The organism is Pseudomonas sp. Marseille-QA0332 (genome assembly GCF_054950175.1).
In genome coordinates, this window is record NZ_CM143106.1 from 2,147,536 (window position 1) to 2,160,846 (window position 13,311).

Annotated in this window: 12 protein-coding genes and 2 pseudogenes; 5 read left to right on the plus strand and 9 right to left on the minus strand. The window is 63.7% G+C overall.

The window, feature by feature from the left end:
* Window positions 1–5: 5 nt before the first annotated feature.
* Complete coding sequence (locus ACY8GK_RS09940) at window positions 6–887, minus strand: MBL fold metallo-hydrolase (RefSeq protein WP_196177355.1); 882 nt, start codon at window positions 885–887, stop codon at window positions 6–8.
* 103 nt (window positions 888–990) lie between these two features.
* Window positions 991–1,950: a TIGR03885 family FMN-dependent LLM class oxidoreductase gene (locus ACY8GK_RS09945; RefSeq protein WP_462402925.1), complete on the minus strand. Its 960-nt coding sequence runs from the start codon at window positions 1,948–1,950 to the stop codon at window positions 991–993.
* A gap of 269 nt (window positions 1,951–2,219) precedes the next feature.
* Between ACY8GK_RS09945 and pip the strand changes: the two genes are divergently transcribed.
* Window positions 2,220–3,200, plus strand: a complete 981-nt coding sequence (gene pip, locus ACY8GK_RS09950) for a prolyl aminopeptidase (protein ID WP_462402926.1) — start codon at window positions 2,220–2,222, stop codon at window positions 3,198–3,200.
* 113 nt (window positions 3,201–3,313) lie between these two features.
* Here pip and ACY8GK_RS09955 read toward each other — a convergent pair whose 3' ends face one another.
* The 3 genes from ACY8GK_RS09955 to ACY8GK_RS09965 form a co-directional block, all read right to left on the minus strand.
* Window positions 3,314–4,207 carry a PA4780 family RIO1-like protein kinase gene (locus ACY8GK_RS09955; protein ID WP_462402927.1) on the minus strand — a complete coding sequence of 298 codons (894 nt, stop codon included), beginning with the start codon at window positions 4,205–4,207 and terminating at the stop codon, window positions 3,314–3,316.
* 355 nt (window positions 4,208–4,562) lie between these two features.
* Window positions 4,563–5,855: a PQQ-dependent sugar dehydrogenase gene (locus ACY8GK_RS09960; protein WP_462402928.1), complete on the minus strand. Its 1,293-nt coding sequence runs from the start codon at window positions 5,853–5,855 to the stop codon at window positions 4,563–4,565.
* Window positions 5,852–6,280: a DUF2231 domain-containing protein gene (locus ACY8GK_RS09965; RefSeq protein ID WP_196177363.1), complete on the minus strand. Its 429-nt coding sequence runs from the start codon at window positions 6,278–6,280 to the stop codon at window positions 5,852–5,854. The genes ACY8GK_RS09960 and ACY8GK_RS09965 overlap by 4 nt, the downstream gene beginning before the upstream one ends.
* Before the next feature lie 265 nt (window positions 6,281–6,545).
* Here ACY8GK_RS09965 and ACY8GK_RS09970 point away from each other — a divergent pair.
* Both ACY8GK_RS09970 and ACY8GK_RS09975 read left to right on the plus strand, forming a co-directional pair.
* Window positions 6,546–6,826, plus strand: a pseudogene (locus tag ACY8GK_RS09970) (isochorismatase family protein); the annotation flags it as partial.
* Window positions 6,827–7,012: 186 nt separating this feature from the next.
* Window positions 7,013–9,112, plus strand: coding sequence for a TonB-dependent siderophore receptor (locus ACY8GK_RS09975; protein ID WP_462402929.1), 2,100 nt, complete (start codon window positions 7,013–7,015; stop codon window positions 9,110–9,112).
* A 48-nt stretch (window positions 9,113–9,160) separates the two neighbouring features.
* On the opposite strand, the gene ACY8GK_RS09980 is transcribed toward ACY8GK_RS09975, so the two are convergent.
* Complete coding sequence (locus ACY8GK_RS09980) at window positions 9,161–9,448, minus strand: hypothetical protein (RefSeq protein WP_196177365.1); 288 nt, start codon at window positions 9,446–9,448, stop codon at window positions 9,161–9,163.
* Window positions 9,449–9,955: 507 nt separating this feature from the next.
* Between ACY8GK_RS09980 and ACY8GK_RS09985 the strand changes: the two genes are divergently transcribed.
* Window positions 9,956–10,768: a class I SAM-dependent methyltransferase gene (locus ACY8GK_RS09985; RefSeq protein WP_462402930.1), complete on the plus strand. Its 813-nt coding sequence runs from the start codon at window positions 9,956–9,958 to the stop codon at window positions 10,766–10,768.
* A gap of 63 nt (window positions 10,769–10,831) precedes the next feature.
* Here the strand turns inward: ACY8GK_RS09985 and hemB are convergent, their stop codons facing one another.
* From hemB to ACY8GK_RS10000, 3 genes are all read right to left on the minus strand, one after another.
* Window positions 10,832–11,806 carry a porphobilinogen synthase gene (gene hemB / locus ACY8GK_RS09990; RefSeq protein ID WP_196177369.1) on the minus strand — a complete coding sequence of 325 codons (975 nt, stop codon included), beginning with the start codon at window positions 11,804–11,806 and terminating at the stop codon, window positions 10,832–10,834.
* 147 nt (window positions 11,807–11,953) lie between these two features.
* Window positions 11,954–12,133 (minus strand): DUF1289 domain-containing protein, encoded by a 180-nt coding sequence (locus tag ACY8GK_RS09995; RefSeq protein WP_196177371.1) that lies wholly within the window; start codon window positions 12,131–12,133, stop codon window positions 11,954–11,956.
* 40 nt (window positions 12,134–12,173) lie between these two features.
* The gene (locus tag ACY8GK_RS10000; RefSeq protein WP_462403009.1) at window positions 12,174–12,923 is read right to left on the minus strand and encodes a TorF family putative porin; all 750 of its coding nucleotides are present in this window, start codon (window positions 12,921–12,923) and stop codon (window positions 12,174–12,176) included.
* 79 nt (window positions 12,924–13,002) lie between these two features.
* Between ACY8GK_RS10000 and ACY8GK_RS10005 the strand changes: the two are divergent.
* Window positions 13,003–13,170: pseudogene (locus tag ACY8GK_RS10005) on the plus strand (DUF3053 family protein); the annotation flags it as partial.
* Window positions 13,171–13,311: the final 141 nt, after the last annotated feature.

The window sequence follows — 13,311 nt, forward strand, 5'->3', positions numbered from 1 at the left end:
TGTCTTCATGGCGAGGCGCACGCCGCCTCGCCGCCTGCCTGCCATCGCGTGGCATCGTCGCTGACGGCCTGCGCCCGCTGCAACTCGGCCAGGTCGTGGCTGCAAAATATCTCCATCGCGCCCTGTTGATCCCTTGCCAGATCCCTCAGTCGACGCTGGTTGTAGAAGCGCAGCGGACGCTGTGTGTCCATCAGGCGCTGGTACAGCCGTTTTCCTGGCGGACACCAGCGCTCGGCTGCGTGCACCTCGTCATGGTGGAAATAGGCGTCGCCCGCATGCAGCTTCCAGCCCTCGGCGGTACGCACGGCAATGCCCGCGTGTCCTTCGGTGTGGCCTGGCAGCGGTACCAGCAACACGTCTTCCTGTTCGGCACCGATCACCGCGCGCACCGAATCGAAGCCGAACCACTTGTCGCCCTGGGGCAAATACAGTTGCCAGTTCTGCACGTCGCGCCATTGCGGTGCAGAGAACCTGCGCCGGTCGAGCCAACCCGGCGCGCCTTCGGCCTGGTGGCGTTCGGCTGCCATTACATGCACCCGCGCCCTGGGAAAGTCGCTCAGGCCACCGGCATGGTCGAAATCCAGATGGGTCAGCAGGATATGCCGCACATCCTCGGGATCTAGCCCCAGGCGGCGAATCTGGTCCACAGCCGTGAACCGATGCTCCAGGCGGATGTTGTTCATCACCCTGAACATTCGGCTCAGCCGCTGCGGATGCTGTACGTCCTGCTGGCCGAAGCCGGTATCGACCAGCATCAGCCCGCTGCGCTCGGTTTCGATCAACAGGCAGTGGCATGGCAGCGAAGCGGTGAGGCCGCGGCTGTAGCCATCGAACCAGGCACCGCCCAAGGGGCACATGCAACCGCAGTTCAGGTGATGCACGCGCATCTGGCAACTCCTTCGCGCAACCGCGCGGGTAGTGAACGCTTGATCAGGCGACCTTTCAGGCAGCGTATGAATTCTGCAGGCGCGACAGCTGGCCGGCGCGCCACTAGCACAGCTGCGGCAGCACCGAATGGCCGAACGCTTCGATGAAGGCCTGCTGGCGACGGTTGACGTTGTGCAGGTAGAGGCGATCGAAGCCTTGTTCCAGGTCAGCCTGCAGCCACGCGGCGTGCTGCGCCAGATCGGCGCTGATGCGCACCTGCCCGGCCAAGTCCTGGGGTCTTATCAGACCGCCCGCGGCCTCGAAATCGGCGATGTGGCGCAGTTCCTGGTCCAGCTTGCCGGGCAGCACGTTGGCCCGCCACTGCGCATGGGCCTCTTCCAGCGCTCGCTGATGGTCTGGCGCATACGACAGCTTCACCTGCAGCAGCACCGGCTTGCCCTCGCCGCCCCCTTCGCGAAACGCATCGAGCATGCGCTGCTGCTGCTCGCGCGCGGCGCTCACGGTGATCAGGCCATCGGCCCAGCCGCCAGCCCAGCGCGCCGTCTGTTCGGTAAGCGCAGCGGCATAGACTGCCGGAGGCGTCGGCGGCAGGCTGTACAGCCGCGCATGTTCGACCGTGACCAGACCGTGGTGATCAACCTCTTCGCCGGCCCACAGGGCTCGTATCACTTGCACCGCTTCTGCCAGCCGCGCGTTCCGTTCGGCCTTGCACGGCCAGCGCTCGCCGGTGATGGTCTCGTTGATGGCCTCGCCACTGCCGACCGCCAGCCAGAACCGTCCGGGATACATCTGCGCCAGCGTCGCGCCGGCCTGGGCAATGGTCGTGGGGTGATAGCGCGGGGACGGCGCGTTGACCACGCCCAGGTCCAGCGAAGTGGCCTGCAATGCCGCGCCCAGCCAGGACCAGGCGAAACCGCTGTGGCCCTGGTCACGGGTCCAGGGGTGGAAATGGTCCGAGCACATGCCACTGGCGAAACCGGCCGTCTGGGCCTGGATCAACAGCCGCAGCAGCTCATCGGGGGGAAATTGCTCATGGGACGCATGGTAACCGATCACTGCCATCACTCGCTCCGGTCGCGCTCAGGCCAATGCCTGCATACCTCAGAGGAACACCGTGGCGGCCCGAGGTTCCACCCGGTGGATGACAGGACAGGCCGTGGCCAGGGGAGCCACGGGCGAGCCTGGTACTGCTGCCACATGCGCTTACAAACCGCTGGTCCCACGCGCCTGAATCTTTCGCCAGCCGATTTCTCCCAACTCATGAGTCTTGCCTCAACTGCCCACCGATGCGGCCTTCGGATCGCCTCAATGCATGAATCTCAGGAGTTTCCATGGACGCACCTCGCCGGACGACCTACAGCCTGTTCGACCCCATCGAGAACCCGCTGCGCAGCGGCATGCTCGCGGTGGATGACCTGCATGCGCTCTATTGGGAGGAAAGCGGCAACCCGCAAGGCATCCCGGTGGTCTACCTGCATGGTGGGCCCGGCGAAGGGGCACCACCGTCAAGACGGCAGTTCTGGGATCCGCAAGCCTACCGCATCATTCTCTTCGACCAGCGCGGCGCCCTGCGCTCCACGCCCCTGGCCGAGACACGCAACAACACCACCCAGCACCTGGTGGCAGATATCGAGGCATTGCGTCAGCACCTTGGCGTGGAACGCTGGCTGGTCACCGGCGGGTCCTGGGGAACCACGCTGGCGCTGGCTTACGGCCAGGCCCACCCTGAAGCCTGCCTCGGCTTCCTGCTGCGCGGCGTGCTGCTCGGTACCGATGATGAAATCGACTGGTTCATGCATGGCATGCGCAGGTTCTTCCCGCGCGCGCACGAGGATTTCATCGGCTTGATCCCGGCACAGGAGCAGGACGACCTGATCGAGGCCTACCTGGCTCGGATGCTGTCGCCGGATGAAGCATTGCGGATGGAAGCGATCCGCGCCTGGGTACGCTATTCGGCCAGTTGCTCGCTGCTCAGGCACGATCCCAAGGGCGTCGAGGAGCAGGCTTCGGACGATCAGACCAGCATTGGCATGGGTTGCCTGGACGCCTGGTATTTCAAGCACCGTTTCTTCCTCGAACCCGACCAGCTGCTGCGCGACATCGACAGGGTCAGCCACCTGCCGTGCAGCATCATCCAAGGCGGCCATGACATGATCACCACGCCCAATTCCGCCTATCGCCTGCACAAGGCCTGGCCAGGCTCCCGGCTGGCGATGATCGACGACGCTGGCCATGCCCCTTCGGAACCAGGCATCGTCAGCGCGTTGATCGAAGCGACCGAGCGGTTCAAGGTCAACAGGAGCTTTGCTTGAGCAGGGCCCTTGGCAAGATCCATGCGACACAGGTCGATATCATCCAGGAGCGAGGGCCCAGGGCGCCAACCCGTGCTGAGCAGCAGTGCCCATCATGCCGTTGCCGCCTGGCATTACCGTAGCCACGGTGGGGTGGGTTCGCCGGCCTTCGCCTGGTCGTGCTCGGTTTCGCTCCTGGCGGCGCGGCGGCGAGCGTCTTCGACCTTCGCCGCTTCGATCTCGCGCAGCACGGCGTCTACGTCGGCGTCCTGCGCGTGCTGCTCGAACCGCCCGGTCAGCGGTGTTTCTGGCAGCAGTTTTCCGACCTCGTAGAGCGCCCACATTTCCTGGGCGTAGCGCGTGCTGGCAAGCGCTGGATCGAAGCGTGCGAAATAGCTGGTCATGTTCGCCACGTCGCGTTCGAGCATGCTGTAGGCGTGGTTGTTGCCAGCCGCATCCACGGCCTGGGGCAGGTCGATGATCACTGGCCCGTCAGGCCCCAGCAGCACGTTGAATTCCGACAGGTCGCCGTGGACCAGCCCGGCACACAGCATCAGCACGATCTGGCGCATGATGAAACCGTGATACTCGCGCGCCTGCTCGGCCTCGAGCACCACGTCGTTGAGACGCGGGGCGGCATCTCCGTCGGCGTCCATGACCAGTTCCATCAGCAGCACGCCATCGAGGAAGTCGTACGGCTTGGGCACCCGCACGCCCGCCCCGGCAAGCCGGAACAGGGCCGTGACCTCGGCGTTCTGCCAGGCCTGCTCGGCTTCCTTGCGACCATACTTCGAACCCTTGGCCATGGCCCTGGCCTGGCGCGAGTTGCGCACCTTGCGACCCTCCTGGTATTCGGCGGCCTGCCGGAAACTCCGCTTGCTGGCTTCCTTGTAGACCTTCGCGCAGCGCAGCTGACCGGCGCAACGCACCACATAGACGGCTGCCTCCTTGCCACTCATCAGCGGCCGTACCACCTCGTCGACCAGACCGTCCTCGATCAGCGGTTCAATCCGTTTTGGAGTCTTCATCGGTTGTTTTCTGGGATCCGTATGACCAAAGACAGGTGCGTCATACTCTCACAGGCTGGGCGAGGTTGCTTGGCTCGGGAGGGAGTGATGGCGCTCCGGGTAGCCGGGGCCGTGAAACGCAAACGACCAATACTGGCGCTGGCACCGTGCAAGAGCAGCCGCGGCCAGGGCTGCCGAACCGGCCGCGATCGAGCCTGCCGGCCCGATAGAATCAGCATCCTGCCTTGACAGACCAACCGCATAGCCTGGTTTCACGGGCGCTGCGCGCCATCGGTGGCGCCTTGCAAGGCCAGGTGCAGCGGTCGCGATCGACCCCGCAGGATCGTGCCACGCCTCCCCTGGCCTTGCTCAGGCCCTACTGGTCGCGTGTCACTCGCCAGATCGTATTGGCCAGGTCGTCGGCGATGATCAGCGCACCGCGCGGGTCGACCGTCACGCCGACCGGGCGCCCGCGAGTCTTGCCATCGTCACCGCGAAAACCGGTGGCGAAATCGATCGGCTCGCCCGACGGCTTGCCATTGCTGAAAGGCACGAAGATCACCTTGTAGCCCACGGGGTTGTCGCGGTTCCAGCTGCCGTGTTCGCCGACGAACGCACCGTCGGCGAATCGCTCGCCCATGGCCGGGCTGGAAAAGTCCACGCCCAATGCCGCGACGTGGGAGCCGAGGCTGTAGTCCGGCTTGATGGCCGCGGCCACTTTCTCCGGATCCTGCGGCTGGGCCCGCGGATCGACGTTCTGACCCCAATAGCTGTAGGGCCAGCCATAGAACTGGCCTTCGCGCACGGAAGTCAGGTAGTCCGGAACCAGGTCAGGACCAAGCTCGTCGCGCTCGTTGACCACCGCCCACAGCTGGCCGGTTCCCGGCTGGATGGTCAATGCGGTGGGGTTGCGTATCCCGGTGGCGTAGGGCTTGTGGGCGCCGCTGCTCGCATCGATCTGCCAGACCATGGCACGGTCGATCTCGACTTCCATGCCGCGCTCGGTCACGTTGCTGTTGGAGCCAATGCCCACGTAGAGGAAACGTCCGTCTTCGCTCGCCGCCAGCGACTTGGTCCAGTGATGATTGATCTGCGACGGCAAGTCGGTGAGCTTGACGGGTGCGCCACTGGCCTTGGTCTGCCCTTCGGTGTAATCGAAGCTCACCAGCGCGTCCTGGTTGGCCACGTACAGCTTGCCATTGGCCAAGGCCAGTCCATAAGGCGCATTGAGGTTCTCGGCGAACACCGTATTGAGCTCGTAGGTGCCGTCGCCGTCGGCGTCACGCAGCAGGGTCAGGCGGTTACCGCCCTTGACCTGGGTGTTGCCCTTGGCCTTGATGTAGCCGGCGATGACGTCCTTGGGCTTGAGCTTGGCAGCGTTGCCGCCCCGTCCTTCGGCCACCAGGATGTCGCCGTTGGGCAATACCAGGGTCTGGCGGGGAATCTTCAAGTCGGTGGCGATGGCCGTCACGCTGTAGCCCTCGGGCACGGTCGGCTTGCGCTCGCCCCATTCGGCTGGTTCGGCGATCTTCATGCTCGGCAGCAGGCCGCGCTGCGGCTCGGGCAGTTTCGGATCGGGGCCGCGGGCCTGGGTGCTGTCCGCTTCGCCACCACAGGCGCTCAACAGCACGGCCATGCTCAACAGGGTCAAGCCGCTGAGGTAGTTCATTGTGCACCTCCCGAACGCCGGTCGCTCAGACCGATCCAGGCCGAGACCAGAGACAGCACGGTCACGATCACCGACAGCACCAGCCCGGAGGGCATCACCGCCCAGGCATCCTTGGCGTGCTCGAAGGCATTGGCCAGCCCCAGCACCCAGGTGACCAGCAGCAGCAGGAAGTACAGCACCGGACGGCCGGTCTTGTGCCGGGCACGCACCAGGTTGACCAGCGCGAACAGCAGCGCCAGGCCACAGAACACCAGCCCTCCGGCGATCAGCCAGGACGCGAAGTTGCTCCACTGGATCTGGTAGCTTTTCGAATAGGCCACATCGCTGAGCAAGGCGCCGAGGAACAACGGCACGGCACCGGCCAGCAGGATCGCATGCAGTGGACTGGGTGTGCATCGATGAACGGGATGGATAGTAGCGGTCACGAACAGTCTCCTCATGGTTCAGCGACCCTGCACAGACGCCCGATGCAGATGCACTGGACCATCAGGTTCGCGCTGCCTTTGCACAGAAACTGATCCCATCGCGCGGGAGTAAGTTCACCGCTTGGCAAGGCTGAAACATATTGCAAGGCTGGCAGCGGCCCCGCAGGCTGGATCCCTCACCGTTTCCATCCCCATGCTTGCCCCCGGCTCGTGCCTGGCTCTTGACCAACAGCATTTCCACGGCAGATGGCGATCAATGCATTGCGACACCGATCTCAAGCAGCGACTGGACGTCATCAGGTAGAGGATGTGGTGATCATCGGCGCGATGGGCCATATGTGCGTCGATGCCGCGGTACGTGCCGCGGCCGACCAGGGCTACTCGGTGAAGGTGCTGCATGACGCCTGCGCCACGCTGGACCTGGAGTTCCAGAGTGTGACCACGCCGGCCGAGCAGGTCCATGCAGCCATGATGGTGGCGTTCGCTTTCGGCTACGCCCAAGTGCAATTCACCCAGGACTACCTGTCCGGCCAAACCGGCGCCTGAGGCACAGCCTATCGGTCAGGCTCGATGGTGCCGCCAGTCGAGATTGACCGGTAGGTCACGGCGGCCTCCAAGACGTGAAACAAGATGTGAAAAAATTGTGAGAGAATTGATATCATGTGTGTCTACTTCTCATTTGCGACTGCGCCTAGCGTCGTATTCACATAAGCCCTGTCAGGAAACCCGATCTTGAAACCCCGTCTTTGCACTACCTTGCTGCTGGCCGGCGCTTGCGGTGCCGTGCCTGTCGCCCATGCCGGCGAAGAACTGGTCTTGCCGAACATCGAAATCCAGAGCAACAGCGAGCGAACCAGCAGCCTTGGCCAGGGCTACCAGGGAAAGACCGCGACCAGTACCACTCGCCTGGGACTGTCGACCAGGGAGACCCCACAGGCAGTGACCATCATCACGCGCGACCAGATCGACGACTTCAAGCTCGATGATGTGCGCGATGCCTTGCGTGCGGCGCCTTCGGTAACTGTCGAGCAGATCGAGACCGACCGCACGGAGTTCACCTCGCGCGGCTTCACCATCGACACCTTCGAATACGACGGCATGGGCATGCCGTTCGCCGCCACGACCCTGATCGGTGCGCAAGACCTGGCCGAATACGAGCAGATCGACGTGTTGCATGGCGCCAACGGCTTGATGAGCGGCACGGGCAACCCATCGGCCACGGTCAACTTCGTGCGCAAACGTCCGACCGCCAGCGCCCAGGCCAAGGTCGGCGTCAGCGTAGGGTCCTGGGACAACCGCAGGATCGAAGCGGATGTTTCCGGACCGCTGAGCGAAAGTAGCAAGGTGCGTGGACGCTTCATCTATGCCCACGACAAGGGCAACGCCCATCTCGATCGCTACAGCCATGAGATCAACGTCGCGGCGGGCCTGCTGGCGTTCGATCTGTCCGAGGCGGACACCCTGACCGTCGGTTTTTCCCAGCATGACAGCGATTCCAATGGCAGCAGCTGGGGCAACCTGCCGTTGGTGGACAGCGCCGGCAACCGCATCCACTACAGCAGCCGCAGCTCGAGCATCGGCCAGCCATGGACCTATTGGAACCTGCATACCCAGCGGGCATTCGCCGAACTCGACCATGACTTCGGTAACGGTTGGAACGGCAAGCTCACCGTGACCGGTGTCTCGCAGAAGCAGGACACCAATATGTTCTACATCTACAACATCGGTGGGGTCGGCGACAATGCCTATGCCAGCGATACCACCAGCAAGGAACACCAGCTGATCGGCGAAGCACAGCTGTCCGGGCCGTTCACCTTGTTCGGACGCGAACATCAACTGACGCTCGGGGCCAACTATGGACGCACTCATCACAAGGAACTGGCGTACAACATCGATGAAAACGGCTACTTCACCACGTCCTTGGCCGAGGCGCTGGCAGGCAACGTAATACGGCCGGCCTTGACCTTCACCAACGACGCCAACATGCAGAACTTCATCGATCGGCAGAAGAGCGTGTACGCCGGTACGCGCCTGAGTGTGGTGGACGGCCTGCACTGGATTCTCGGCGCGCGCATGCTCAGCGCCGATGGCGAAGGCGACAGCTATGGCAGCGCGCATGACACGCGCGAGCACGGCAAGATCACGCCCTACACCGGGCTGGTGTACGACCTGAACGACCAGTGGAGCGTATATGGCAGCTGGACTCGAATCTTCAGCCCGCAGTATGTACTAGGGACCGATGGCGCTCTGCTCGATCCGCTCGAGGGAACCAGCGCTGAAATCGGTATCAAGGCCAGCTTGCTGGACGAGCGTCTGGACCTGACCGCCGCGCTGTTCAAGACCCGGCAAGAGAACGTATCGAAGTATGCCGGCATGCTCGGCAACCAATATGTCTATGACGGGGTGGACTACAAGAGCCATGGCGTGGAGCTCGAAGCTCGCGGAGAAATCCTGCCGGGCCTGGAACTGCTTGCCGGCTATACCTACGTGCGCATCGACGATCCAGACGGCAACGAGGCGCGCCGCTACGTTCCCACCCATACCTTGCGCAGCATGGCGACCTACCGCCTGCCGACCCTGCCGAAGGTCAAGCTGGGCGGCCGTCTGAGCTGGCAGAGCAGCAGCCAAAGCGATGACTACCGTACGCTGCGCCAGGATGCCTTCGCCCTGGTGGATCTGCTGGCTACCTACGACATCGACTCGCACTGGAGCACCTCGCTGAACCTGAACAACGTCACCGACCGCAAGTACCTGTCTTCGCTCAAGACCGGTAGCAGCGCCAACTACGGCGCTCCACGCAACCTGACGGCCTCGGTCACCTGGAAGTACTGACCGTCGGGCCAGCTCCTGCAAAGCCTGGCCGAGTACGGCAGAGCCTTGTTAACGGCTCTTGCAGCGGGCCAAGGTCACCTTGCAGGTCTGCGGCGTGCCGCCGGACCTGGCGGCATAGCGGACGCAGTTGCTCAGTGATTTTTTGCTCGCCACGCCTGCCGTCGGCCCCCAGGCCAGGCCGCCCTCACCGACGGTGGGTACGGCCTTGGCATAACAGTTGGCGCCGACTTGGCGAACCTTGCCGGCCTGGTTCGAGCAGGCCGCGATCGTCGTCAAGACAGCGATCAGCAGAAGCTGGCGACTTGGCCCACGGCCTCGGTCTGGTTTTGCACGCATCTCATCTCCTGGACCAGGCTTGGACAGATCGGTGCACCTCATTGATGGCGGGCGGCGGGACATGCGGACAGTCTCCGGTTCACTGGCGCCTCTTGTCTCGATGCCTCCTGGCGGAGCTCATGCAGCACCGCTATGAGGGCAGTAGCCAATCGTTCTCAACAGCTGGCGAAAACGCTTGTACGGGACCAGAGACCGAGTTTAGCTAGGCTTTGTACGAAAAGTCGCCGAGCGGCGATCAGGCAAGGCGAAAAACAGGCGAGCAAGCGCAGTTCACTGGTTGTAAATGAGCATTCCGAGCCTGTTTCAACGTAGCCTGATCGTCGCGCAGGCACTTTTCGTACAAAGCCTAACTGCAGGCCGGGACGTCAGTCGAGCGTGCTGTCTTGCCCGGTGGCGATGGCGCGCCTGCGCCTGCCTCGCTACCCCGGTCGGAACCATCGTTCGAACCACAGGCGCGACGACCGCCCGAAGGACGGCGATCGCCTGGACCATTCAGGGTGCAATGCCATGAACACATCCTTGGATCTGAAAGCACTCAAGGCCCGTCAGCAAGCCGCGTGGGCCAGCGGCGACTATGCAGTGATCGGCACGACCTTGCAAATGGTCGGCGAGTCCCTGGCCGAAGCCTGCGACCTGCGCTGGGACGAGCGCGTGCTGGATGTGGCCGCCGGTAACGGCAACGTCACCCTGGCCGCCGCGCGACGCGGTTGCCGGGTGCTATCGACCGACTATGTGCCCGAACTGCTCGAGCGCGGGCGAGAAAGGGCGCAAGCCGAGCGCCTGGACGTGCAGTTCCAGGTGGCTGATGCCGAAGCGCTACCGTTCGAGGACGGAGCCTTCGACGCCGTGGTCTCGACATTCGGCGTGATGTTCGCCCCTGGCCAGGCACAGGCAGCCAGCGAGCTGCGTCGCGTCTGTCGTCCGGGCGGCAGGATGGGCCTAGCCAACTGGACGCCCGAAGGCTTCGTCGGCCAGATGTTCAAGACACTCGGACGGCATGTGCCACCGCCGCCCGGCGCCCAGCCACCTTCTCGCTGGGGCGATGAGCGACAGTTGCGACAACTGTTCGGCGAGGACCTGGACGAGTTCCACGTCAAGCGTCAGCAGTTCAACTTCCGCTATCGCTCGCCCGCTCACTTCATCGAGGTCTTCAGAACCTGGTACGGCCCGGTGCACAAGGCTTTCGCGGCGCTGGACAGCGAAGCCGCGCAAGACCTGGAGCAGGACCTCTCGCGCCTGCTGGAAGAACACAACGTCGCCGGCCCGTCTTCGCTGGTGGTGCCCAGTGAATACCTGGAGGTGGTGATCGATCGACGCTGACAGCCAGGCCATGGCCGTCGGCTGAATCTTCGACGGCCATGGCTGGCAACCACCCAGGCAGGATCAGATACCTTGCTCGGCCAGGTCCATGGCGAAATAGGTCAGGATCAGGTCGGCACCGGCTCGCTTGATGGCGCCAATGCTTTCGCGCATCACCCGCGCTTCATCGATCGCGCCCGCCAGGCCAGCGAACTTGATCATCGCGTACTCGCCGCTGACCTGATAGGCCGCCAGCGGCAGGCGGGACGCGGCACGGATATCGGCGATCACGTCCAGGTAGGCGCCAGCGGGCTTGACCATCAGCACATCGGCCCCTTCCTGCTCGTCGAGCAACGACTCGCGAACGGCTTCGCGCCGGTTCATTGGGTTCATCTGGTAGCTCTTGCGATCGCCCTTGAGCGCAGTGCCGCCCGCTTCACGGAACGGGCCATAGAGCGACGAGGCGAACTTGGTCGAATAGGCCATCACGGCGGTATCGTGGAAGCCGGCCGCATCCAGCGCGCCACGGATGGCCTGGACCTGGCCGTCCATCGCCGCCGATGGCGCGATGAAGTCGGCGCCGGCCGAGGCGGCGACCACCGCCTGCCTGCCCAGGTTGGCCAAAGTGGCGTCATTGTCCACGCCATGCTCGTGCAGCACCCCGCAGTGGCCGTGGCTGGTGTACTCGCAGAAACAGGTATCGGACATCACCAGCATTTCCGGAACGCTGTCCTTGCAGATCCGCGCCATGCGCGCGACCAGGCCGTTCTCGTTCCAGGTGTCGCTGCCGATTTCGTCCAGATGGTGAGAAACCCCGAACGTCATCACCGATTTGATACCGGCGCGGGCATAACGCTCGATTTCCTGGGCGAGCTTCTTCTCCGGGATGCGATTGACCCCCGGCATGCTGGTAATGGGGACGAAATCATCGATGCCTTCTTCGACGAAGATCGGCAGGATCAAGTCGTCTAGGCGAAATTCGGTCTCCTGGAACACGCTGCGCAAGGACTCGCTGCGGCGCAGGCGACGTGGGCGGACGACAGGGAACAGGTTGGACATTTCGACTCCAGAGGTTTTTGCAGCCCCTACCTTAGTCGCAAGCGTCCCGTGGAAAAAGAGGCAAGGCCAATAATCACCTTTGCCGGACCCGCAACAAAGCTCGCCGGGGGCGAAGCGGGCCTGCTCAGCCTCCTTCGGTCGCCAGGCCTACCTGGCTTTCTTGGCCGCCTTCAGGCGTGCCTTGGCCTTGTGCACGACCTCGATGCGCTCGCTTTTCTTCAGGCGTTTCCACTTGCGTATTTCTTCCTTGCTGCGCCCGCACCCCTGGCAGATGCCATCGCGGATCTTGCAGTTCGAGGTACAGGGGTTCTCGGCATCTTTGGCCAAAGCGATCGATCCTCAGGGTCGGGCGAAAGTCTTGCGAAACCTAGAAAAATCTGCGCTGGGCCTTGAAAGTGACCATGCCTTCGCAGTAAGCGTTCATGCCGGCGTAGGCGTCGCAGCCGCTGCCGTCGAGATCCGAGCCGCTGTAGATCAGGTCCAGGTCGATGCCCAGCCAGGGACGCGACAGCTTCAGCGACCAGTCGTTGAAGGCGCTCACCTCGCTGCCGTCGCCGATGGTGAAGGGCGTGCCCAGTCGATGATGGGCCAGCTTGACGGTGATCGCGACGTCCAGCAAGGGCAGTTGGCCCAGATCGGCGAAGAGCGTGCCGGTGCGGTTGTCAGGGTTGTCGTCGAGCGCTGCGCCCAGGCGGCTGCCGAACATCGACAAGCCACCGTACAGGGCGTGGCTGTCGGTGCCCGAGAGCTTCGGATAACTGTAGTGGATCATGCCCACCTCATAGCCCAGGCTGCCGTCGAAACGTTGCTTGTAGCCCATGTAGCTGTCCAGGCGAAGGGTCGAGGCAGGCGAAAGGCCCATGCTCGGCGCGTACTGACCAACGTACCAGCCATCGGCATGGCTGACGTCGAGGCCGCCATGGAAGGCGCCCGCGGCGCTCGGTGAAATCAGCCCCTGGGCCATGGTTCGCGATGCCGTGGTGCCCAGCTTGAAGTCGAAGTCGCCCCACTGGCGCTGGATCTGCTGCGCCAGCGATGCAGGGCTGATGATCACCGCCGCGCCCAGCAGGGTGATGGAAATGGACCGGAGCAGGCTCAGGCGGGCCCGGGCAGGCATGGCCCTGTGACGGCCCTGGCTGCGGCAAGGACTCATGGCGGGAAGACCTCCTTAAGGCTTGCAAGAGTAACGGATCATCTTGGCCAGCGCGACAGCCAGCCTGAAGCTGGCGGGCTACGTATCGGCCCACAAGGCCCAGATGGAAATCAACGGTCCGGTCATCAAGGTCCCCTCCCCCCAGATACAGGCCGAGCTCAACGGCCTGCTCGGCGAACTCGACGAACATGCCAGGGATGTCCAGCAGGCGCAGGCTCGCCTGCAATCGGTAATGCTCGATCGTTGCTCCGCGCCCTTGTCGGGCGCTCGCCGCCCCTCGACGAGCGCCCGACAAGGGCAATCCTGGCCAGACGTTGTGCCAGGTCGTGCTAAAGTCCTCGCGTTCAAGCCC